This window comes from Agromyces salentinus, assembly GCF_009749395.1.
Classification (GTDB): domain Bacteria; phylum Actinomycetota; class Actinomycetes; order Actinomycetales; family Microbacteriaceae; genus Agromyces; species Agromyces salentinus.
On the sequence record NZ_WBIR01000003.1, the window covers coordinates 1 to 21,762 of the forward strand.

21 protein-coding genes and 1 riboswitch are annotated in these 21,762 nt (G+C 71.4%); of the genes, 3 read left to right on the forward strand and 18 right to left on the reverse strand.

Annotated elements, in window-relative coordinates:
• Positions 1-223: 223 nt before the first annotated feature.
• From GQQ95_RS04515 to GQQ95_RS04530, 4 genes are all read right to left on the reverse strand, one after another.
• The gene (locus tag GQQ95_RS04515; RefSeq protein ID WP_157426476.1) at positions 224-1,255 is read right to left on the reverse strand and encodes a hypothetical protein; all 1,032 of its coding nucleotides are present in this window, start codon (positions 1,253-1,255) and stop codon (positions 224-226) included.
• A complete protein-coding gene (locus tag GQQ95_RS04520) occupies positions 1,252-2,274 on the reverse strand; it encodes a permease prefix domain 1-containing protein (protein ID WP_157426477.1) in 1,023 nt (340 codons plus the stop codon). The genes GQQ95_RS04515 and GQQ95_RS04520 overlap by 4 nt, the downstream gene beginning before the upstream one ends.
• Entirely contained in the window at positions 2,271-2,612 is a 342-nt protein-coding gene (locus tag GQQ95_RS04525) for a PadR family transcriptional regulator (RefSeq protein WP_157426478.1), read from the reverse strand. Before GQQ95_RS04525 ends, GQQ95_RS04520 begins: the two co-directional genes overlap by 4 nt.
• A gap of 118 nt (positions 2,613-2,730) precedes the next feature.
• Positions 2,731-4,173 carry a helix-turn-helix domain-containing protein gene (locus tag GQQ95_RS04530; RefSeq protein ID WP_157426479.1) on the reverse strand — a complete coding sequence of 481 codons (1,443 nt, stop codon included), beginning with the start codon at positions 4,171-4,173 and terminating at the stop codon, positions 2,731-2,733.
• Positions 4,174-4,311: 138 nt separating this feature from the next.
• Between GQQ95_RS04530 and GQQ95_RS04535 the strand changes: the two genes are divergently transcribed.
• Positions 4,312-6,228 (forward strand): phosphoenolpyruvate carboxykinase (GTP), encoded by a 1,917-nt coding sequence (locus GQQ95_RS04535; protein ID WP_157426480.1) that lies wholly within the window; start codon positions 4,312-4,314, stop codon positions 6,226-6,228.
• Between the two features lie 112 nt (positions 6,229-6,340).
• On the opposite strand, the gene GQQ95_RS04540 is transcribed toward GQQ95_RS04535, so the two are convergent.
• The 4 genes from GQQ95_RS04540 to GQQ95_RS04555 all read right to left on the reverse strand — a co-directional run bounded on the left by GQQ95_RS04540 (position 6,341) and on the right by GQQ95_RS04555 (position 11,139).
• The gene (locus GQQ95_RS04540; RefSeq protein WP_157426481.1) at positions 6,341-7,171 is read right to left on the reverse strand and encodes a hypothetical protein; all 831 of its coding nucleotides are present in this window, start codon (positions 7,169-7,171) and stop codon (positions 6,341-6,343) included.
• 184 nt (positions 7,172-7,355) lie between these two features.
• On the reverse strand, positions 7,356-9,254 hold the full coding sequence (locus GQQ95_RS04545) for an ABC transporter ATP-binding protein (protein WP_157426482.1): 1,899 nt from the start codon (positions 9,252-9,254) through the stop codon (positions 7,356-7,358).
• 76 nt (positions 9,255-9,330) lie between these two features.
• Positions 9,331-9,558, reverse strand: coding sequence for a hypothetical protein (locus GQQ95_RS04550; RefSeq protein WP_157426483.1), 228 nt, complete (start codon positions 9,556-9,558; stop codon positions 9,331-9,333).
• A 75-nt stretch (positions 9,559-9,633) separates the two neighbouring features.
• The gene (locus GQQ95_RS04555) at positions 9,634-11,139 is read right to left on the reverse strand and encodes a multicopper oxidase family protein (RefSeq protein WP_157426484.1); all 1,506 of its coding nucleotides are present in this window, start codon (positions 11,137-11,139) and stop codon (positions 9,634-9,636) included.
• A gap of 59 nt (positions 11,140-11,198) precedes the next feature.
• Between GQQ95_RS04555 and GQQ95_RS04560 the strand changes: the two genes are divergently transcribed.
• Complete coding sequence (locus GQQ95_RS04560) at positions 11,199-11,738, forward strand: MarR family winged helix-turn-helix transcriptional regulator (protein ID WP_157426485.1); 540 nt, start codon at positions 11,199-11,201, stop codon at positions 11,736-11,738.
• A 52-nt stretch (positions 11,739-11,790) separates the two neighbouring features.
• Here GQQ95_RS04560 and GQQ95_RS04565 read toward each other — a convergent pair whose 3' ends face one another.
• Both GQQ95_RS04565 and GQQ95_RS04570 read right to left on the reverse strand, forming a co-directional pair.
• Positions 11,791-12,684: a carbohydrate kinase family protein gene (locus GQQ95_RS04565; RefSeq protein ID WP_246205182.1), complete on the reverse strand. Its 894-nt coding sequence runs from the start codon at positions 12,682-12,684 to the stop codon at positions 11,791-11,793.
• On the reverse strand, positions 12,668-13,585 hold the full coding sequence (locus tag GQQ95_RS04570; RefSeq protein ID WP_212275289.1) for a pseudouridine-5'-phosphate glycosidase: 918 nt from the start codon (positions 13,583-13,585) through the stop codon (positions 12,668-12,670). Before GQQ95_RS04570 ends, GQQ95_RS04565 begins: the two co-directional genes overlap by 17 nt.
• A 134-nt stretch (positions 13,586-13,719) precedes the next feature.
• On the opposite strand from GQQ95_RS04570, the gene GQQ95_RS04575 reads away from it, so the two are divergent.
• Positions 13,720-14,070, forward strand: coding sequence for a hypothetical protein (locus GQQ95_RS04575; RefSeq protein WP_157426486.1), 351 nt, complete (start codon positions 13,720-13,722; stop codon positions 14,068-14,070).
• A 49-nt stretch (positions 14,071-14,119) separates the two neighbouring features.
• On the opposite strand, the gene GQQ95_RS04580 is transcribed toward GQQ95_RS04575, so the two are convergent.
• From GQQ95_RS04580 to GQQ95_RS04615, 8 genes are all read right to left on the reverse strand, one after another.
• The gene (locus tag GQQ95_RS04580) at positions 14,120-14,545 is read right to left on the reverse strand and encodes a four-helix bundle copper-binding protein (RefSeq protein WP_212275291.1); all 426 of its coding nucleotides are present in this window, start codon (positions 14,543-14,545) and stop codon (positions 14,120-14,122) included.
• Between the two features lie 264 nt (positions 14,546-14,809).
• Positions 14,810-16,180, reverse strand: coding sequence for an MFS transporter (locus GQQ95_RS04585; RefSeq protein ID WP_157426487.1), 1,371 nt, complete (start codon positions 16,178-16,180; stop codon positions 14,810-14,812).
• A gap of 242 nt (positions 16,181-16,422) precedes the next feature.
• A complete protein-coding gene (locus GQQ95_RS04590) occupies positions 16,423-16,776 on the reverse strand; it encodes a Fe-S protein (protein WP_157426488.1) in 354 nt (117 codons plus the stop codon).
• A gap of 51 nt (positions 16,777-16,827) precedes the next feature.
• Positions 16,828-17,298, reverse strand: a complete 471-nt coding sequence (gene ribH, locus GQQ95_RS04595) for a 6,7-dimethyl-8-ribityllumazine synthase (protein WP_157426489.1) — start codon at positions 17,296-17,298, stop codon at positions 16,828-16,830.
• Complete coding sequence (gene ribA / locus GQQ95_RS04600) at positions 17,295-18,599, reverse strand: GTP cyclohydrolase II (protein WP_157426490.1); 1,305 nt, start codon at positions 18,597-18,599, stop codon at positions 17,295-17,297. Before ribA ends, ribH begins: the two co-directional genes overlap by 4 nt.
• Entirely contained in the window at positions 18,596-19,288 is a 693-nt protein-coding gene (locus GQQ95_RS04605) for a riboflavin synthase (RefSeq protein WP_157426491.1), read from the reverse strand. Before GQQ95_RS04605 ends, ribA begins: the two co-directional genes overlap by 4 nt.
• A 1-nt stretch (position 19,289) precedes the next feature.
• Positions 19,290-20,360 carry a bifunctional diaminohydroxyphosphoribosylaminopyrimidine deaminase/5-amino-6-(5-phosphoribosylamino)uracil reductase RibD gene (gene ribD / locus GQQ95_RS04610; RefSeq protein WP_246205183.1) on the reverse strand — a complete coding sequence of 357 codons (1,071 nt, stop codon included), beginning with the start codon at positions 20,358-20,360 and terminating at the stop codon, positions 19,290-19,292.
• A 71-nt stretch (positions 20,361-20,431) separates the two neighbouring features.
• A riboswitch (FMN riboswitch) is annotated at positions 20,432-20,575 on the reverse strand.
• Positions 20,576-20,682: 107 nt separating this feature from the next.
• Positions 20,683-21,675: a sugar-binding transcriptional regulator gene (locus GQQ95_RS04615; protein WP_157426492.1), complete on the reverse strand. Its 993-nt coding sequence runs from the start codon at positions 21,673-21,675 to the stop codon at positions 20,683-20,685.
• Positions 21,676-21,762: the final 87 nt, after the last annotated feature.

The window sequence follows — 21,762 nt, forward strand, 5'->3', positions numbered from 1 at the left end:
GGATCCTTTCAGACCATGCCCCTGACCAATCGCAGCCAGAAACCGCACCGCCGCAGGAGAAGAGAACGACAACACCACGAGCAACAACCTCCAAGAAGGGGTGTTGCATCGATCAATAGAATCCGGGGTACGCCTACTGCAACACGGATCGAATCCCGATCAATGGTCCAATTGGACACATCGATGACAGACCCAGTGGGAACTGGACATCTACCGCGGGAACCTACACACCCGCGCCCGTGCCCGCCGCGGTGTCCACTTCGATGCCGCCGAGCCCGAGGGACGCGATGCGGCTCGTTCGGGCCGCCGCTGTGAAGCCCACGATGGCGTCGGCCACGGCGCCGGCGACGATGCCGCCGACGAGGAGGATCGGCAGCACCTGCTGCGCATCGGCGTCGAGGTTCGCCTCGAAGAGCTCGACGAAGCCGGGCGCGAACAGCTGTCCGGTGACGATCAGCCAGGTGGACGGCACCGCCCAGGCGAGGGCGAGCACGAGGTTCGCCGAGGCGATCGGCCAGGTCGGTCCGGAGCGGAACAGCCAGACGGCCATCGCCGCTTCGAGTGCCGTGAGCACGAGGAAGTACGGCAGCCAGAAGGACCAGAGCGCCGGATCCAGCACGGGCAGCACCCCGTCGGTCTCGCCCCAGCTGTCCGGGCCGAACTGCTGCCACACCAGCAGCCCGACGAGGACGGCGAGCCAGGAGAGCTTCGCGATCAGGCCGGCGCGGCGGTCGGTTCTGCTCGCCACCGGTGCGGCGGGGAGGAACGCCGGCGTCCAGGGGACCGAGTCGGCCTCGGGGCTCGTCGGCACACGGTCGATCGCCGCGAAGATCGCGGTCGTGAAGAACGCGATGTAGATGGCGCTCGTCAGCAGCACGAACCACGTTCGGCCGATGGTGCCGGCATCGGCCTCGCCCGAGATGAATTGGGCGAGCAGGTAGGCGCCGGTGATCGCGGGCACGGCGCTCCACTCGATGATGACCAGCACGCGCTTCCACGCTGCGTACCACCTCGGGCCGATGAGCATCGGCGGGCGATCGGCATAGCTCGCGGCGAGCAGCGCGGGGTCACCGAGGGCGGCGAGCGCGTCGAACTCGGCCGCGTCGGGCGTCGAGTCTCCGGAGGCGATGCGGGCGTCGATGTCATCGCGGATGCGTTCCTCGAGTTCGCGGGCGAACTCGCGACCCTGCCGTCGGGGCAGGCTCCGGGCGGCCGCGATCACGTAGCGATCGGTGAGGTCCGTCGTCGCGGTCATCGTGCGCTCCCCTCGAACGAGGTTCCGGATGTCGCAGCGCCCCGCGCAGGCGACCCGGTGGAGTGACCTCGCCGAGATGCCTTGACGGCGCCGTCGACGACATCCCAGATGGCGGCGGCGATCAGGACCGCGACGAGGATCGCGACGATGATCGGCGCCGACTCGCCCCACGGCCACTTCATGACCTCGAGCACCTGCTCGTCGATGAGCTGTCCGGTGAGGAGCAGCCACAGCGCCGGAACGGTGAACGCGACGTTCAGCACGAGGTTCACGGCCGCGAGCCACCAGTTCCAACCCCAGGCGTAGAGCGCGAAGGCGAAGACGATCTCGGCCGCGATGAGCACCAGGAAGTACGGCATCCAGAAGGTCCAGAGCTCGGGGGAGAGCAGCGGGACGGACTCCAGGTCGTCGACCCAGGGAACGCCGACGAAGTGCTGCAGGACGAGCACGACCGCGAAGGCCACGAGGAACACGACCGAGGTGATGAGTTCGGCCAGGCGTGACGCCTTCGCCGGTTCCGGCAGTGCCGGCAGCATGTCGAGCGTCCAGGCGACGTCGACGCCCCGCTGCCCGCTCTCAGTCGGCGTGCGCTCGAGGATCGCGAAGACCAGCGTCGTCCAGAAGGCCACGTGAACGCCCACCGAGATGGCGATGCCGATCACGGCACCGAAGATGCCCCCGATGCTCTCGCCGGCGATGGCCTGCGCGATCGCGACGCCGACGGCCGCGCACGGGACGACGATCGCGATGAGGAGTTTCAGCAACCGCAGCCAGGTCAGGTAGTACTTGGGCCCGATGAGCTGGAGCGGCCGGTCGATGTACTGCGCCGCGAGGCCGGCCGGATCGCCGAGCTCGAGGAGGGCCGCACGCTCGGCATCGGGCGGGGCGATGCCGGCCTCGACCTGCGCGTCGACCGCGTCGCCGATGCGCTCGCGGAGTTCGCGATCGAGTTCGGCGCGCTGTCGCTCGGGAACCGTGCGGACGGCGCCCCACACGTAGCGGTCGGTCAGGGTGGTCATGATTCGTCTCCTGTGGTGAGTCCTGCGAGGGCGTCGTCGATGCGTCGCCAGTCGGTCATGAGGGCGATCGCGAGCGCGTCGCCGGTCGGGCTCGTGCGGTAGAACTTGCGGGGCCGTGCCTCGTCGGTGTTCCACTCGCTCGTGAGCAGCCCCTGCTTCTCGAGTCGCCGAAGCAGCGGGTAGAGGGTGTTCGCGTCGACCAGGATGCCGAGGCCGTTCAGCGACTCCAGCAGCGCGTAGCCGTAGTCGGGGGTGCGCAGTCGCACCAGGCACGCGAGCACGACGGTACCGCGGCGCAGTTCCTGCAGGTGCGCGACGGTCGTCTCATCGAGGTTCATGTGTCACACGATACTGTGTGACACACACTATTGCAAAAGAGACTTCATGGTGTGACGGATGCCTCGCTCGGGACGCTCGCCACGGGACATCCGATCGCGCGGTGTGACCGTCGCCGGGCTACTCCCCGGCGTGGGCCTCCAGGAACTCGTACACCTCGGCGTCGTCGACGCCGGGGAACGTGCCGGATGGCAGGGGGGAGAGCACATGTGCGTGCAGTCTCGCGCTCGGCCACGCCCGGCCCGCCCAGCGCTCGGCGAGCCCCCCGGGCGCCCGCCGGCAGCACGCCTCGTCTGGGCAGGTCGACACCGCCCGCAGCGTCGTCTCGCGCCCGCGGAACCACTTCGCCTGCGCGAACGGCACGCCCACCGAGATCGAGAACTCCGCGGCATCCGTGCGCCCGGTCTGGGTCGCGCACCAGAAGGTGCCCGCCGGGGTGTCGGTGTACTGGTAGTTCTCGGTCGTGCGGTTCGTGTGCTCGAACGCCGTGCGGGCGCTCCACTTCTTGCACACCCACTGGCCCTCGATGCTGCCGGTCACATCGGTGGGCAGCGGCAGCCCGTCGTTCTCGTAGCCCTTGAGCAGCGCGCCGTCGCCGGCCACTCGCAGGAAGTGCACGGTCATGTCCAGGTGCGACGTGCCGAGGTTCGTGAAGCGGAGCGCCGCGGCCTCGTGCGTGACCCCGAAGGCGTCGCGGAAGTCCTCGATCGCCAGCCGCTTCTCCTTCTTCGCCTGCTGCAGGAAGGCGACGGATGCCTCGCGGGGCATCAGGCACGCGGCGGCGAAGTAGTTGATCTCGAGCCGCTGCCAGAGGAACTCGTCGTAGCTGGCGGGCGGCTGGTGCCCGAGCAGTCGGTGCGCCATGGCCTGCAGCGCCATCGAGCGCAGGCCGTGCCCGCCCGGGATCGAGGCGGGCGGCAGGTAGATGCGCCCGTTGGCGAGGTCCGTGATCGACCGCGTGGAGTCTGGCAGGTCGTTCACGTAGATGAGCTGGAACCCGAGGCGCTCGGCCATGACGCTGACCTCGCGGTGCGTGACTGCGCCCGTGCGGTGGCCCGCGGCGCGCACCTGGTCCTCGGCGAGCTGCTCGATGTCGGGCAGGTAGTTCGCCTCGGCGCGCATGCGCTCGCGCAGGTCGGTGTTGGCCCGTCGTGCCTCCTCGGGCGTCGCGATGGCCTCGCTCGCGCGCCGCTGCAACTCGCGGTGCAGGCCGACGATCGCCTCGAGCGCCTCGTCGGAGATGCCCCGCCCCGCACGGATCGGCGGCAGCCCGAGGCTCGCGTACAGGGGGCTCGACTGCGCCCGACCGAGCTCGAGTTCGAGCGCGGCCCTGGCGCTCGGGGCCTCGGGGGAGAGCAGGTCGCCGAGCCCGATGCCGAACGCGGTCGCCAGGGCGTCGAGGGTCGAGAGCTTCGGCTCGCGCTTGCCGTTCTCGATGAGCGAGAGCTGCGAACCGGCGAGCCCGACCGCCTCACCGGTCTGGTCGAGCGTCATGCCGCGCTCGCCGCGGAAATGGCGGATGCGCTGACCGAGGGTCGCGAGATCGGGGGTTCCAGCCTTCATGGCTTAAGGCTATCGAAAGATCGCAAATTCTTAACCAACGAATTGGTCAACGAGAAGCCGCATTTCAACGCATTCTTGAAAGACGAACCGACTCCGAGGCTCGCGACGTGCGACACCGGACACACAGAAGGGACGACGATGACCATCTCCGAGTTCGCCGGCACCGAGGCATCCGGCACCGAGGCATCCGCCGCCGCGACGTCCGCCAACGACGCATCAGCGACCCGCGCCACCGCCACGGCGACCCCCGCGGGCGGCACCACCGACCAGGACCTGCGCGCCTGGGTCGCCGAGATCGCCGCCCTCACCAAGCCCGACGCGATCGTCTGGTGCGACGGCTCGAAGCACGAGGCCGACCTGCTCACCAAGCAGCTCGTCGCCGACGGACGCCTCATCAAGCTGAACCCCGAATGGCGCCCGAACAGCTACCTCGCCCGCACCGACCCGCGCGACGTGGCCCGGGTCGAGGACCGCACCTTCATCTGCTCGACGTACGAGGAGGACGCCGGTCCCACGAACAACTGGCGCGACCCGAAGGCCATGCGCGGCGAGCTCGAGGACGTGTTCGACGGCTCGATGAAGGGGCGCACGATGTACGTCGTGCCCTTCTCGATGGGCCCGCTCGGCGGGCCGATCAGCCAGCTCGGCGTCGAGATCACCGACTCGCCCTACGTCGTGCTCTCCATGGGCATCATGACGCGTATGGGCGAGCAGGTGTACCGCCTCATCGAGGCCGGCGACCCGTGGGTGCGCACCGTCCACTCCGTCGGGCACCCGCTCGTCGACGGCGTCGGCCACCGCGTCGCCGAGGTCGACTGGCCCTGCAACGACACGAAGTACATCGTGCAGTTCCCCGACTCCCGCGAGGTCTGGTCGTACGGCTCGGGTTACGGCGGCAACGCCCTCCTGGCGAAGAAGTGCTTCGCCCTCCGCATCGCGAGTGTCATGGCCCGCGACGAGGGATGGCTCGCCGAGCACATGCTGCTGATCAAGATCACCTCGCCCGAGGGGCGCGCGTACCACGTCGCCGCGGCGTTCCCGTCGGCGTGCGGCAAGACGAACCTCGCGATGCTGCAGCCCACGATCCCCGGATGGCGCGTCGAGACCATCGGCGACGACATCGCGTGGATGCGCCCCGGCGAAGACGGCCGCCTCTACGCCATCAACCCCGAGGCGGGCTTCTTCGGCGTCGCCCCCGGCACCGGCGAGACGACGAACCCGACCGCCGTGCAGACGCTCTGGGGCAACACGATCTTCACCAACGTGGCGCTCCGCCCTGATGGCGACGTCTGGTGGGAGGGCCTCACCGACACCCCGCCCGCCGAGCTCATCGACTGGGAGGGCAAGCCGTGGACCCCGGCGTCGGGCCGCCCGGCCGCGCACCCGAACTCGCGCTTCACGGTCGCCGCCGACCAGTGCCCGCAGATCTCCGACGACTGGGACGCCCACGACGGCGTGCCGATCGACGCGATCCTCTTCGGCGGGCGACGGGCCACGAACGTCCCGCTCGTCGCCGAGGCGCGCAGCTGGAAGCACGGCGTGTTTATGGGGGCGACGATCTCGTCCGAGAAGACGGCGGCGGCCGAGGGCAAGGTCGGCGAGCTCCGTCGCGACCCCTTCGCGATGCTCCCGTTCTGCGGGTACAACATGGCCGACTACTGGAGCCACTGGGTCAAGATGGGCCGCGTGCTCGGCACGAACGCGCCGAAGATCTTCCAGGTCAACTGGTTCCGCAAGGGCGACGACGGCTCGTTCCTCTGGCCCGGCTTCGGCGAGAACTCGCGCGTGCTCGAGTGGATCGTCGGCCGCATCGAGGGTCGCGCCGACGTCGTCGAGACGCCGATCGGCCTGCTCCCGGCATCCGGGTCGCTCGACCTCGACGGCCTCGAGATCACGGATGCCGCGCTCGAGCAGCTCTTCGAGGTCGACCGCGACTCGTGGCTGGCCGAATGCGACCTCACCGAGGAGTACTTCGCGCAGTTCGGCGACCGGGTCCCGGCCGCGCTCCGCGCGGAGCTCGCAAGCCTGCGCTACCACCTGGACCACCAGGCGTAGCGCACCGGGGTCGCACGGTGCTCCAAGCGGGCGGCCCCACCACTGGATGCCCCGGGCGGGCGCGTACGGGAATGCGCGCACGCCCGGGGCTCCGCATGTCTCCGCCCCAGGCTCAGGCGAGGTGCCCGAGCACCCGCAGCAGGGATGCCGGGGCGAAGCGGTACTCGATCGTGCCGGTGGCGCCGGGCTCGACGGGGCCGATCCAGGTGCTGGATCCCTCGTGCACGCGCACCCAGCCGTTCTCGAACAGGAGCTCGGTGCCGACGACGAACGCCATGGCGGGCGTCTCGCCCTGGCGCACGGCGATCGATCCCTCGACGACCTGCGTCGACGACGCATCCTGGTCGGCGCGGCACTGCACGCCGACGAGGGGGCGCACGAGCGGGGAGGAGAAGCCGGGCGCCTCGAAGGGGCTGCCCTTCGCGGCATCCGGGACGATGCCGAAGTGCACGGCCGTCGAGACGAGGCTGAGGTCGGCTTGCCCGTCGAGCACGAGGCGGCTCGACACGCGGAACCGGTAGTAGAGTCGCCCGGCCTCGCGCGCGGTCGGCAACGTGAGCGCACTCGCCCAGTTGCGCGACCAGCCGAGCGGCTCGCCGTGGCGTGTCGGCGGGTCGTAGAGCGAGGCGCTCACGCGCACGGCGCCGTCGGGTGCGGCGACCGAGCTCTTGAGTCCCGACGTGCCGCGCTCGGTCTCGGGTGCGACGTCGCGGACCGGGGTGAACGTCGGCAGGCGGCGCGGGTGCCACGTGCGCAGCCACGCCTGGACCTCGCCGTGCACGCGGTCGAACGACTCGCCGGGGCTCCGACGCCGTCCGCCGTCGTCGGCGGCGTTCGGCAGGTCGTCGATGAGGTCGAGGGGCAGTTGGTCGAGGTCGGCGGTGGCGCGCACGTCTCGTGCGTCGCGCACGTCGCGCAGGTCGGTCACGGGTGCGATGCTCATGGGGATGGGTCCTTCGGTGCGGGTGGGTTCTCGGCATCCGGAATCGGACGCAGGACCACACGTTACGAAGGTCGCGCCGGGCTCCCATCCGGGCCGGCACTGAGGTTCGCCCGGGCGTACCCCGAGATGCGGATGTCGCGGCCGACGTCGATTCGACGGCGTCGGGTGGCGGCATCCGCCCCCATCACACGAGCAGCTGGTGCTCGGCGAGCTCTCGGTAGAGGGGCACGGAGGCGACCAGCTCGGCGTGCGTCCCCTCGCCGATGACGCGCCCGTCGTCGAGCACGACGATGCGGTCGGAGTCGATGACGGTCGAGAGCCGGTGCGCGATGACGATGAGGGTGCGGCCGGCCGAGACCTGGTCGATCGCCTCGCGCATCATGCGCTCGTTCACGCCGTCGAGGGAGGAGGTCGACTCGTCGAGCAGCAGGATCGGCGGGGCGGCGAGGAGCGCGCGGGCGATGGCGAGGCGCTGGCGCTCGCCGCCCGAGAGCATGATCCCGTCGTCGCCCACGGCGGCCGAGAGTCCGGCCGGATCGCGGTCGAGCACCGCGCCGAGGTTCACCGAGCGCAGCACGTGCTCGCACTCCTCGTCGGTGGCCTCGGGGCTGCCGAGGAGGAGGTTCTCGCGCAGGGTTCCCGCGAGCACCGGTGCGTCCTGCTCGACGTACCCGATCTGCGCGCGGAGTTCGGCGCGGTCGAGCGAGCGCAGGTCGAGTCCGCCCATGCGCACCGTGCCGACCGACGGGTCGTAGAAGCGCTCGATGAGGGCGAGGATCGTCGACTTGCCGGCACCGGACGGGCCGACGAGCGCGACGCGCTGCCCGCGGGGGACCTCGAACGAGACGCCGCGGAGCACCGGCTGGCGGTCGGTGACGTCGGGCTCGGGAAGGTGCTCGTCGGGCGAGTCGTTGTCGGGATCGGCCGGGTCGCTGCGCGTGGACGCATATGCGAAGTGCACCTCGTCGAGGGCGATCGCCGGGGCGTCGGGCATGACGCCCGCGTTCGCCTCGCCGACCATGAGCGCGAGCGGGGCGAGATCGCGGTCGTTCGCGCTCTCGTCGGGGAGGTCGAGGATCTCCTGGATGCGCCCGAGGGCGCCGAGCGCCTGGTTGACCGACGTGATCGCACCGAAGAAGAGCCCCAGCGGCATGATCATCATGAACAGGAACAGGATGAACGCGACGAGGTTCGCGACGGTCAGCGCCCCGGATGCCACGCGGAAACCGCCGACGCCGAGCACCACGAGGAACGAGACCTGCATGGCGATGCCCGCCACGGGCACGATGAGCGCCGAGATCTTCGCGACGTTGACGCCCATCTGCCAGGCGCCCTCGGCCTCGGCGTCGATGGCGCGGGTCTCGCGGTCGGTCGCCCCGGCGGCGCGGATGGTGCGCACGGCACCGATGGCGCGCTCGACGGATGCGGCGACGTCGCCGACCTTCGCCTGGGCGGCGTGCGACGCGTCGCGCACCTTGCGGGAGAGCAGGGTCACCGTGGTGATCGCGATGAGGACGACGAGCAGCGTGAGCCCGAGCAGCACGGGGTCGATGATGAGCATCGCGATGAGCGCGCCGATGAAGGTGACCGTGCCGCCGATGGCCTCGACGAGGCCCTGCGTGAGCACGGCGCGGAGCATCGTGGTGTCGCTGCCCACGCGCGACACGAGATCGCCCGTGCGCCGGGTGTCGAACTCCGAGATCGGCAGGTTCAGCAGCTTGGCGACGAGGCGCTTGCGGCTCGAGAGCACGATGCCCTCGCCGGTGCGCTGCAGCAGGTAGTGCTGGTAGCCCGAGATGACGCCGCTCACGATGACGAGCGCGACGAGGGCCCAGGCGATGCCGCCGAGCGGTTCGTTCGCCTCGACGATGGTGATGACCTGGCTCACGAGCAGGGGCTGGGCGAGGCTCGCGAGCGCACCCACGATCGAGAGCGCCGCGACCCAGATGAGCACCGGGCGGTGCTCGAAGATGAACGGCAGCAACTGGCGGAAGGATGCGCGAGGGCCGTCGGTCTTCGCGGGCCGGGCGAAGGGGTTGCGGCGGGGGGCGGTGCTGGTGGTGCGGTTCTGCGTCTGGCTCATCGTCTCTTCCTGGGCGACGCGGCGGCGGTCGATGCGACCGGGTTCCGCGGCGTTCGCCCCGAACAGCCTACGTCGCTCAGCTGCGCCCGTACTTCTTGTGCACGGCCTGCTTGGAGACCTCGAGGGCGAGGGCGATGAGCTGCCAGCTCGACCCGGCCGTGCGGGCGCGGCGGACCGCGATGGCCTCGGCGCGGTCGAGGTCGCGGTTGACCTCGACGCGCGCGCGGTGGAGGTCTCGGAGGGCCCGGTAGGGGTCGTCGCCGTCGGCCGCGGCGATGGCGGTGCGGAGCGTCGTGTCATCCATGCCGTCAACCGTAGTTGACGGTCGAACGCACGTCAACTCATGTTGACGCCCGCGTCGGCGGTCGGCGCGCCCCGCTCAGTGCTCGTGGCCGCCGCCCTCGAGTGCGAGGCGCAGGGGCGTGCGCTTCTCGGTCCCTGGCGCGACGGTCACGAACTGACCCATCATCCCCTCGTCCTCGTGCCGGAGGATGTGGCAGTGGTACATGTACGGCATGCTCGGGTCGGGGTGGTCCGCGAACCGCACCGCGATCCTCGCGGATGACCGTGGCGGAACGAACACGGTGTCCTTGTGGCCCGACATCGCGTCCTCCGGCGCTCGTCCCGCGACCTCGAGCACGGTGAATGCCGCACCGTGGATGTGGAAGTTGTGGGCGTACACGGGGTTCTCGATCGTCCAGATCTCGACGGCGCCGGCTGCCACGACCGTGTCGATCCGGGACAGGTCCATCTCCTCGCCGTTGATGGCGTCGTGGCCGTTGAGGCGGAAGGTCCGCTCGCGTGCCGTCGAGGGGGCGTGGATGGGCTTCGGGCCCGGGAGGCGGGCGGGCACGGGCGATGACGGCGTGAGGGCCTCCGCCGTGATCCGCAGGAGGTCGAAGTCCCCGTCGTCGATGTCGAGGCCTCCGCCGCGGGTGACGAGGCGCACGTCGTCTCCGCCCTCGAGCGCCACCACGAGTTCGACCCGCTCCGCCGGGCTGATCGCGACCCGCGATGTCTCGACCGGTGCGGGCAGCAGGCCGGCGTCGCCGCCGACGACCTGGAAGGGCCTGCCATCGGAGAACTCGAGGTTGTACCTGCGGGCGTTGGAGCCGTTCAGGATCCGGAAGCGCACGGCGCCGGTGGTCGCGTGGAACACCGCCGAGGCGGTGCCGTTGGCCAGCATGGTGTTCCCCATGATGCCGAAGTTCGGAATCCGGTCGGGGTCCAGCGTTCCGTCGTCGGCGAACGTCTTGTCCTGCAGGATCAGCGGGATGTCGTCGATCCCGTACGCCGATGGCAGCCCCGCCGTCGCGGAGTCGTCGTCGTCGACGATGAAGAGCCCGGCGAGGCCCGCGTAGACTTGCATGGCCGTGTCACCGTGCGGATGCGGGTGATACCAGAGCGTCGCGGCGGGCTGGTCGATCCTCCATTCGGGCGACCAGCTGCCGCCGGCCTCGATGACCTGGTGCGGGCCCCCGTCCATCGCGGCCGGCAGGATCATGCCGTGCCAGTGCACCGTGGTCGGATCACGGAGCGAGTTCCGGATGTCGAAGGCGACGGTGTCGCCGCGAGTGGCCCGCACCGTCGGGCCGAGGAGCGCGCCGTTGTAGCCCCACGACGGCGTCCTCACTCCCGGCAGGATCTCGGAGGCGCCCTCTTGCGCGGTCAGCTCGAAGACGAGCGTGCCGTCGCCCCGGACCACGGGCTCGAGCAGGGGTGGGATGGCGAGGACGTTGCCCGCCGCGGCTCCTGCGCTGCCGCCCGCCCCGCCCGCCCCGCCGGTGGGCGGGCCACGTCGGTCGTCGGGGAAGCAGGCGGCCATGGCGACGCCGACGCCGCCCGCGGTCAGTCCAGCCAGGAATCCTCGTCGCGTGAGCACCATTTCGTTTCCCCCGAAATCGTTTCGTACGGAATCATAACGCGCCTCACTAGGATTGCGCCATGGGTGAGCGACGCAGTTCGAGACGCGGGACCGAGGCGGGGCTCGGCTCGGGGCCCGTGCGCGAACCCGGACCCGACGCCGAACGTCCGGCCGAGGCCATGCCGCTCGGCTTCGTGACCGCGTCGGTGGGCGAACTGGTGGCGTCGGGCTTCCGCGACGCGTTGGCGCCGCACGGCGTGAGCCCCAGGCAGTACGCCGTCCTCTGGGCGCTCGTCGCGCACGGTGAGCACACCCAGCAGCAGTTGAGCGAACGCCTCGGCATTCCGGCGAGCCGCGTCGTCGCGCTCATCGACGACCTCGAACGGCGCGGGGCCGTGCAGCGCGTCGCAAGCGACCGGGATCGCCGCATCCGCACCGTGCGGCTCACGGACGACGGGCGCCGGCTCGTGGAGGACCTGCGCGCCACGGCGTACCGGTACGAACGAGATCTCCTCCGCGACCTCACCGACGACGAGCAGCGGGTGCTGCGCAGCCTGCTCGCGCGCATGGGCTCGAACGTCGGGCGGGGAGGGAGCGCCGCGCGCATCCGATCCTGGTAGGCGTCATCCGCCGCCGCCGCCGCCGCCGCCGTACGTCACGTCGGCGAGCTGCTCACGCCGAGTTCGCGGCACCCGGATTCGTGAGCACGGATGCCGCCGAACGATGCCCGGCCAGGCACGCCGTCTCGACGCCCTCTCCGGCGAGCGTCGCGGCCAGGAACCCGGCGGCGAACGCGTCTCCCGCCCCGGTGAGGTCCCGGATGCCGGGCACCGGGGCCACGTCAACGCGTGCCGCGAGCCGGCCGTCGGCGATGACGTCGGTCGGCAGCGCGCCGTGCTTGACCACGACGGTCGGTGCGACGGATGCCGCGACGGCGCCCCCGCCCGTCAGGCCGAGCAGCGCCGCCTCGTCCTCGTTGGCGAAGAGCACGTCGGGCCGGATGCCGCGCACGAGCTCGAGGGCGGACGCGACGCCGAGCGCGCCGAGCAGCCCCGTCGACGACGCGTCGACCGAGACGCCTGCCCCGCGGGAACGGGCGAGCTCCGCCAGCCGCGCGAGCTCGCCGCGCATCGGCTCGCGCTCGAGCCCGTAGGCGGGCAGGTGCAGCCAGCCGACGCCGGTGAGCCACTCGGGGTCGACGCGCTGGAGGTCGGCGGAGGCCCCGCGGTCGGGGTACATCGTGCGCTCGCCGTCGACGTCGACGAGGAGCACGACCGTGCCCGTGCGACCGGCGCGCTGCGCGCGGACGTCGACGCCGTCGGAGGCGAGCGCCGCGACGAGCGCGTCGCCCGCGGCATCCGCCCCGACCCGGCCGATGAAGCGCGTCGGCACGAGGCTCGCGGCGAGGGCCGCGACGTTCGCCCCGCTGCCGCCGCGCGCGCGGAACACCCGCGCCGCGGTGTCGGTCGCCCGGTGGACGGGTTCGCTCGCCCACACCACGATGTCCTCGACGAGGTCGCCGGCGACCGCGAGTATCCCGCCGCCCGCGTCAACCGGCGACGGCACGCGCGATCTCCGCCCCGAGCGCGACGTTGCCGCGGTAGACCTCGAGGTTGACCTCGAGGCTCTCGCCGCCCGTCGCCCGCTGGACGAAGTCGAGGAGGAACGGCGTCGTGTCGTGCCCGGTGACCCCCTGGGCGGATGCCGCGGCCAGCGCCTCGGCGAGCACGCGATCGTGGAAGGCGGGGTCGAGCTGCTTCGCCTCGTCGACGGGGTTGGCCACGAGCACGGCCTGCGGCAACCCGAGCTCGTCGCGCGCGAGCGCGAGCGCCGCGGCCTCCGCGGGGGTCTCGATGCGGTAGTCGAGCGCGAAGCCGGAGTCGGTGACGTAAAAGGCCGGGTACCGCTCGGTGCGGTACCCGACGACGGGGATGTTCAGCGTCTCGAGGCGCTCGAGCGTCGCGGCGATGTCGAGGATCGACTTGACGCCCGCGCTCACGAGCGTGATGGGCGTGGTGGCGAGCGTGCCTAGGTCGGCGGACTCGTCGAACGTCTCGCTCGCGCCGCGGTGCACGCCGCCGAGCCCGCCGGTCGACATGACCCGGATGCCGGCGCGATGCGCGAGCCAGGCCGTCGCCGCGACGGTGGTTCCGGCGTGCAGGCGCTTGGCCCTGGCGATGGGCAGGTCGCGGACGCTGGCCTTCACCACGCCCTCAGCGATGCAGAGCCGCTCGATCTCCTCGGTCGAGAGGCCGACGACCGGTACGCCGTCGATGACGCCGATCGTCGCGGGCGTCACGCCGAGCGCCCGGACCTGCTGCTCGGAGGCGAGCCCGACCTCGAGGTTGCGCGGCGCCGGCAGCCCGTGGCTGAGGATGGTCGACTCGAGGGCGAGCACCGGGTCGCCGTCCTCGAGGGCGTCGCGGACCTCGTCGCCGATGCGCATGCCCGTGGGAGGTGTCTGCATGCCGACATCGTAGGAGGCGGCCCCGGCCGTCGGCCGGCGGCCCGCCGAGGCCTCTGTTTCCGCGTGTGACGACGGCCCGCGACATCCGGGGGAGGCGGGCGTAACGTGGCCGCATCGAACCCCGAGGAGCCCTCATGTCGCACCGCGAGCCGCACGCCGCCACCACGCCCGTCACGGGTGCGGTCATGGGCATGCGCGGCTGCGAGCACGCGGCGGAGTGCACCAGCGAGCGTGCCGGGCACGGCCTGAACGCGGTCCAGGAGCGACTGGCGGCGGTGACCGCCAGCAAGTGGATCGACGCGATCGTGACCTCGGTCGACGCAGCCGGGTCCGCGTGGCTCGCGACGCTCGATGGCAGCATCCGGCGCGTCTGGCAGCACGACGCGTTCGGCGGCGCGCTCGCGTCCGGCGACCCCGTCGCCCTGCACGGCGTCTACGGCGTCCTCGTGGCCGGCGCGCAGCGCTTCAGCGTCGCCGACGCCTGACGCCTGACGGCCCACGCCTGACGGCCGACGCCTGACGCCACAGCCCGTCTCACGCCATCGGCATGGCCTCGCTCATCGTGCCCATCATCTTCTCCATGGCCATGACCAGCTGATCGCAGGCCATCGCGCACATGCGGCAGTGCTCGCTCATCTCGGCGTGCATCATGCACTCGGCCGAACAGGCGCGGGCCATCATCGTCGTCGACTGCATCATCGACATCATCACGCCCATGTCCCAGCCGCGCATGCGCAGCATCATCCGCATCATGGTGTCGCACATGTCGGCGCAGTTCGCGCACATGGACGCGCAGCGGCCCATGCCCTCCGCGGCATCCGCGTCGGCGCACATGATGCATGCCTGCATGCACGCCGAGAGCGCCTCCATGCACTCCTGCATCATCATCGGATCCATGCCGCTCATCGGCATCTCCGACGACGACATCGCGCCCTTCATCATGTCCATCGTCATGTTCATCGATCGCTCGCTCCCCGGGCCTGCGAGTGCCGACCGGCGGCGGCGGAGGTCTCGGCTGCCCTGCTCGCGGCCATGCTACGCCGGGGGCGCGCGGGCGTGAAGGGTCCGACGTGACGTTCGTGTGAACGCTCGCGGAGACGACGAAGGGGCGGATGCCGCAGCATCCGCCCCTCGCGAGCCGCCGGTGGATCCCGACGACACGCCGCCCGCCCCCGGCGCGTCGCGCGAATCGTCCTGCGACTCGGCGACGGCCTTCGCTCGGGCTCAGGCGTCCATGTCGACGTCCTTCGTCTCCTTCGACAGGAGCAGGGCGATGAGCGTCAGCACGGCCATCACCGAGAGGTACACGCCGACCCAGAACGGGCTGCCGCCGCCCGCCTGCCAGAGCGCGACCGCGATGAACGGCGCGACGGCGGCGCCGAGGATCGACGAGACGTTGTACGAGATGCCGGAGCCGGTGTACCGCACGTTCGTGGGGAACAGCTCGGGCAGCAGCGCGCCCATCGGACCGAACGTGAGGCCCATGAGCGAGAAGCCCACGACGAGCCAGATCATGACGCCGGCGAAGCCCGCGTTCAGCAGCGGCACCCAGACCAGGCCGAACGCGATGATGCCGAGGGTGACCCAGATGAGCGTCTTGCGACGGCCCCAGCGGTCGGCGAGCGGGCCCGAGACGAGCGTGAAGACGCCGAAGAAGAGCACGCCGCCGATGAGCATGAGCACGAAGGTGCTGTAGGAGTACCCGAGGCCGGGAAGGGCGCCCTCTGCCGCCTCGACGGGGGCGCGGCCGTAGCTCAGCGAGAACGTCGTCATGAGGTAGAAGAGCACGTACGTCGCGAGCATGAAGAACGTGCCGAGGATGAGCTGCTTCCAGTACGTGGTGAACACGGTCGCGAGCGGCAGCTTCTTCAGCTTGCCCTGCTCGGACGCCTTCGTGAACGCCGTCGACTCGACCAGGCGCAGGCGCACCCACAGGCCGACCGCGACCATCACCACGGAGAAGAGGAAGGGGATGCGCCAGCCCCAGTCGAGGAACGCCTGCGACGGCATCGACGGGTCATCGGACGGGAGCACGGCGGCGATGACGAGGAAGAGGCCGTTGGCGATGATGAAGCCGATCGGCGCGCCGAGCTGCGGGAACGTGCCGTACCAGGCGCGCTTGCCCTTGGGGGCGTTCTCGGTCGCCACGAGGGCGGCGCCGGACCACTCGCCGCCGAGGGCGAAGCCCTGTGCGATGCGGAGGATCACGAGCAGGAGCGGGGCGAGCCAGCCGACCATGGCGTAGGTCGGCAGCACACCGATGAGGAAGGTCGCGACGCCCATCGTGAGCAGCGCGCCGACGAGCGTCGCCTTGCGGCCGTGCTTGTCGCCCAGGTGGCCGAAAACGACGGCACCGAGCGGGCGGGCGACCATGGCGGCGCCGAAGACCGCGAACGAGGAGAGCAGGGCCGTGGTCGCGTCGCCGGTCGGGAAGAAGAGGTGCGGGAAGACGAGCACCGCGGCCGTGGCGTAGACGTAGAAGTCGTAGAACTCGATCGTCGTGCCGATGAGGCTCGCGAGCACGACGCGGCTGCGCGGGTTCGCGGGGGTGGTCGATGCGGAAGGTGCGGCCGTGGCCGCGGATGTCGCTGGCATTGCTGTCGAAGACTCCAGTGTGGTGGGGAACTCTGCACCACGAGGCGGTCGGTCTGGCTGGACACGGGGCAGGCGGAGGGAATCGTCGCTTGTGGCAACCGAGAAAGCCTACGTCGAATTCGCGGATGCCCCGGCCGCATCGGCGCGCTCGATCGTCGAACGGCGGGCACGGTGCGACGAACGGCGGATGCCGCGGGCCGACGAGGGCGCGCGGCATCCGCCGTTCGAGGGTGGGGGACCGGCTACCTCCAGAGGACGGCGATGCCCGCGTTCAGGAGCGTGAGTACGCCGATCGACCAGAAGAGCGCGGGCGGCACGGAGCCGTTGCGGCGCTGGCGCGCGGAACCGATGCCGAGCAGCGCGCCGATCGCGAGCAGCACGACGAGCTTGACGCCGATCTTCACGTAGTTCAGGTCGTACTCGATGCCCCACGGGGCGGCAAGTGCGAATCCCGCGACGCCCGCGACGAGCAGGCCGTAGTTCATCAGGCGGGTCACGGCGTACCGCCGGTTGACGGCCTCGACCGCCCATGCGCCGAAGAGCAGGGCGAAGCCCACCAGGTGGACGAGCAGGACGACGTGCCGCAGGATCTCCATGGAGCCGATATTAAGTTCTACCGGGCGTCGAAGTCGAATCGACGCGCGGGGTCAGCTCCAGACCGAGCGCAGCGCCCTGGCGGTCGCGATGGCGGCCTCCGCGGCCTCGCGGCCCTTGTCCTCCTTGGAGCCGGGCAGGCCGGCGCGGTCGAGCCCCTGCTGCTCGTCGTCGAGGGTCAGCACGCCGAACCCGACGGGCTTGCCGGTGTCGAGGGCCACGCGCGTGAGCCCGTCGGTGGCGGCTGCCGAGACGTACTCGAAGTGCGGCGTGCCGCCGCGGATGATCACGCCGAGGGCGACCACCGCGTCGGCGCCCGCCTCGAGCGCCGCCTTCGACACGACGGGCAGCTCGAAGCTGCCGGGTACCCGGACCAGCGAGAACTGGGCGCCGGAGGCCTCGAGCGTGCGGGTCGCGCCCGCGATGAGGGCGTCGGTGATCTCGTCGTGCCAGCTGCCGGCGACGATGACCACCCGCAGCCCCGTGCCGTCGACGTCGAGGGTGGGGGAGCCTGCTCCGCTCATGATGCGTGTCCTTCCAGAAGGGCCTCGGCCGCGGCGTCCGCGAGCTGGGCGTCATCGATCGCGTGGCCCATGCGGCGACGCTTGGTGTCGAGGTAGGCGGAGTTGATCGCGCCGACGCCGACGACGAGCGGCAGCCGCTCGTCGACCCGGATGCCGTGCGCCTCGAGCTGGCTCACCTTCTCGGGGTTGTTCGTGAGGAGCCGGACGTGCTCGACGCCGAGGTCGGCGAGGATCGCACTCGCGGCCCGGTAGTCGCGCGAGTCGGCCGGCAGGCCGAGCGCGATGTTCGCGTCGAGGGTGTCCAGGCCCTGATCCTGGAGGCGGTAGGCCCGCAGCTTGTTGATGAGGCCGATGCCGCGACCCTCGTGCCCGCGCAGGTACACGACCACGCCGCCGTGCTCTCGGATCTCGCCGAGCGCGGCGTCGAGTTGCGGCCCGCACTCGCACTTGAGCGAGCCGAACGCCTCGCCGGTCAGGCACTCGGAGTGCACGCGGACGACGGCGCCCGCGGGGTCGGCGGCCGGGTCGCCCGCGATGATCGCGACGTGGTCGGCGCCCGTCTCCTGGTCTCGGTAGGCGCGGACGCGGAACTCGCCGTGCACGGTCGGGAGCGTCGTCTCGACCTCGAAGCGCACGCGCGAGGACTCGGGCACGTCGCCGACGATCGGGCCATCGGTGAGGTCGTGGCCCTCGTGCCACGTGCGCAGCCACTCGATGAGGGCGGCGACGGTCGTGACCGGGAGGCCCTCGCGGGCCCCGAACTCGATGAGGCCGGGCAGGCGCATCATGTCGCCGTCGTCGGTCACGATCTCGCCGATGACGCCGACCGGGGCGAGGCCCGCGAGGCGCATCAGGTCGACGGCGGCCTCCGTGTGGCCGGCGCGCTCGCGCACGCCGCCCGCCACGGCCCGCAGCGGGATGACGTGCCCCGGCCGGATGAGGCGATCGGGCGTGGACTCGGGGTCGGCCAGCACGCGCAGCGTGTGCGCGCGGTCGGAGGCGCTGATGCCCGTCGAGGTGCGATCGGCGGCGTCGACCGAGATCGTGTAGGCCGTGCCGCGCACGTCTTCACTGCGCTCGACCATGAGCGGCAGCTCGAGCCGGTCGGCGACGTCGTCGGGCATCGGGGCGCAGAGGTAGCCGCTCGTGTGGCGCACCATCCAGGCGATCCACTCGCGCGTGGCGAACTCCGCGGCCATGATCGCGTCGCCCTCGTTCTCGCGGCCCTCGTCATCGGCCACGATCACGGGCTTGCCGGCACGCAGGGCGTCCAGGACCTCGGGGATGCTCGCGAGGCTCATCGGGTGCCCCCGATCGGCGCCGGCTCGGGCGAGGCGGACGACCCCGCGAGCGAGGACGCGTCGACGGACGACGGCAGCGACCGGTGCGCGTCCAGGCGCAGCATCCGCTCGACGTGCCTGGCGAGGATGTCCGTCTCGATGTTGACCCGGTCGCCCACCGCGAGCCCGCCGAACGTCGTTGCGGTGAGCGTCTCGGGGATGAGTGAGACCTCGAACCAGGAGCCGTCGGGCTCGTCGCCGAGGGCGCTCACCGTGAGCGAGACGCCGTCGACCGCGATCGAGCCCTTGTCCACGACGAGCGCGGCGTGCGCGGCGTCGAGCGAGAAGCGGATGACGCGCCACGCATCGCCCGGTCGCACCTCGAGCACCGTCGCCGTGCCGTCGATGTGGCCCTGCACGATGTGCCCGCCGAGCCGGTCGCCGACGAGCGCCGCGCGTTCGAGGTTGACCCCCCGCCCGGCCTCCACGGAGTCGAGGGTCGACATCGCGAGCGTCTGCGCCATCACGTCGGCCGTGAACCGCTCGCCGTCGAAGTCGACCACCGTGAGGCAGACGCCTGAGACCGAGATCGAGTCGCCGTGCTTCGCACCCGAGACGGCCAGCGGGCCGCGCACGGTGAGGCGCGCGGCATCCGCGGTGCGCTCGACGCGCTCGACCGTGCCGAGCTCTTCGATGATTCCGGTGAACATGTCAGTTCCTTTCAGGGGTCGAGGAGCGCGGAGCACTGCTCGAGACCGGGTGGGCGACGAGCAGGACGTCGTCGCCGAGCCGCTCGACGGCGGCGAATTCGTGGCGGCGGGCCTCGCCGATGGTCGTGACGCCGAGGTCGCCGACGGCGAGCCGGTCGCCGCCGAGCAGGGCCGGCGCGAGGTAGACGAGCACCGTGTCCGCGAGGCCGGCGGACAGGAAGGCACTCGCGAGCGTCGGACCGCCCTCGACGAACAGCGAGCGGATGCCGCGCTTCGCCAGGTCGCGCAGGTCGGCGTCGAGGTCGTGGCCGTCGACGATGATGGGGGCGTGCGGATGCCGCGTGAGCGCCGCCCCGGCGGGCACGGCTCGGCGGCCGAACACGACGGGGACCGGCTGCGCGTCGAGCAGGTCGCCGTCGGCGCCTCGCGCCGTGAGCGACGGATCGTCCGCGAGCAGCGTGCCCGTGCCGACGGCGATGGCGTCGTGGGCGGCGCGCCGGCGGTGGACGTCGAGCCGCGCCTCTGGACCGGTGATCCACTGGCTCGTGCCGTCGGCGGCGGCCGCACGGCCGTCGAGGCTGGACGCCCACTTCACCGTGACGTACGGGCGATGGTGCCGCGCCGCGAACAGCCAGTCGCCGAGGAACTCCTCGGCCTCGGCGGCCAGGAGCCCGCCGTCGACGTCGACGCCCCCGGCGCGCAGGTGCTCGGCGCCCCCGGAGGAGTGCTCGCCCGGGTCGGCGACGGCGAAGACGACGCGTGCGATGCCGGCGTCGAGCAGCGCCACGGCGCAGGGACCGGTGCGGCCGGTGTGGTTGCAGGGCTCGAGCGTCACGACGGCGGTCGCGCCGACCGCGTCGCCGGGCGAGAGGCGCCCGAGCGCGTCGACCTCGGCATGGGCGGTGCCCGCGCCGCGGTGCCAGCCCTCGGCGAGCACGGTGCCGTCGGGCGAGAGGATGACGCAGCCGACGCGCGGGTTCACGCCGCGGGCCGGGCCGTTCGCCGCGAGCTCGAGCGCGCGCCGCATGGCCGCCGCCTCCACCGCGATGCGATCGTCGCCGCCCGTGCTCATCCGTCGTCCTGTCGTCAGGCTCCGGGAACGGCGGCGTGCGCCGAATTCGTCGACCGTGCACAGCACGGCCGACACGTGCCGCCTCCCATCCGGACTTTCACCGTCGGTTCCGGAATTCCACCGGATCAACCAGGGGCGTGAGGTCGAGACCTCGCGCCCGCAGCTCGCGGACTGTCACCGCCGGCTCGGAATTACACCGACCCCGGAGCACGTTTGTCGTGTCGATTCTACTCAACGCCGCGATCGCCGCCGTATTCCCCGTCATCCCGCGCGATACGGGCGCGGGGCGGGTGCCTCGCGTCGACCCGGGTGGTGGGGCGGCTCACGGCTCCAGGAGTGCGCGGGCGGTGCCCTCGTCGACGATGAGGTCGGTGATCAGGCCGGCCGCGAGCGCCCCGCCGAGGCTCGCGAGCTTCGCGCGCCCGGAGACCACGCAGATCCGGCGCGGCGCCCGGCGGAGCACCGTGAAGTCGGGCCCCGTCGCACGTTCGTTCAGCGCGATGCCGTCGGTGCTCCCGTCGGCGCGGTAGAACACGGTCGCGACATCCCCGACGGCGCCGTCCCGGCTGAGTGCCTCGTAGTCGCCCCGATCGAGGTATCCACCCTGGTAGACGTGGCTCGGCACCTCGGCGAACGGGGAGCCGATGCCGAAGATCGCGACATCCATGCCGGCCTGCAGGTCCAGCAGCCGCTGGGTGCTGCGCTCCTTCCAGAAGGCGCGCCGCGTCGCCGGGTCGTCGAAGAAGGCGGGCACGGGGAACTGCTGCACGCGCGCGCCGAACGCGTCGCCGAATCGGCGCAGGAGCTCGCTCGCATAGACGATGCCGGTGGTGCGACCGTTGCCCGCGCCGTTCAACTGGACGATCTCGGTGTTGTGGGTCGACTTGGGTACGAGGTGCCGGCTCATCGCGCTCATCGTCGAACCCCAGGCGACGCCGATGGTCTGGTTCGAGTCGACGAAGCGACCGAGAATCCGTGCAGCCGAGAGGGCGACGCGGTCCAGCCGGTCGACGTCGGTGGCATGGTCGGGCACCGGGACGACGTGGGCGACGATCTCGAACCTCGCGAGGATCTCCTGCTCGATGCGGCTCGGAAGGTCGAGCGGCGAATGGATCGAGATCTCCACCAGTCCGCTCGCCCGCGCGTGGCTCAACAGGCGCGAGACCGAGGATCGCGAGGTGTGCAGCTCATGGGCGATGGCATCCATCGTCAGGTCCTGCATGTAGTAGAGGTGCGCGGCTCGGAGGGCCTCCCTGGTCCGCCCCGAGACCGTGTCGGCCCCCTCCGAGGCGTTCGACGTGTCGCGTTCGATCATGTTCCCACCCTTGCACGTTTGTGCACGCGGCTTGCAACAGCGTGCGGTCGAGTCGACGATGTATTCATCCACACCGGGCGCGCCGGC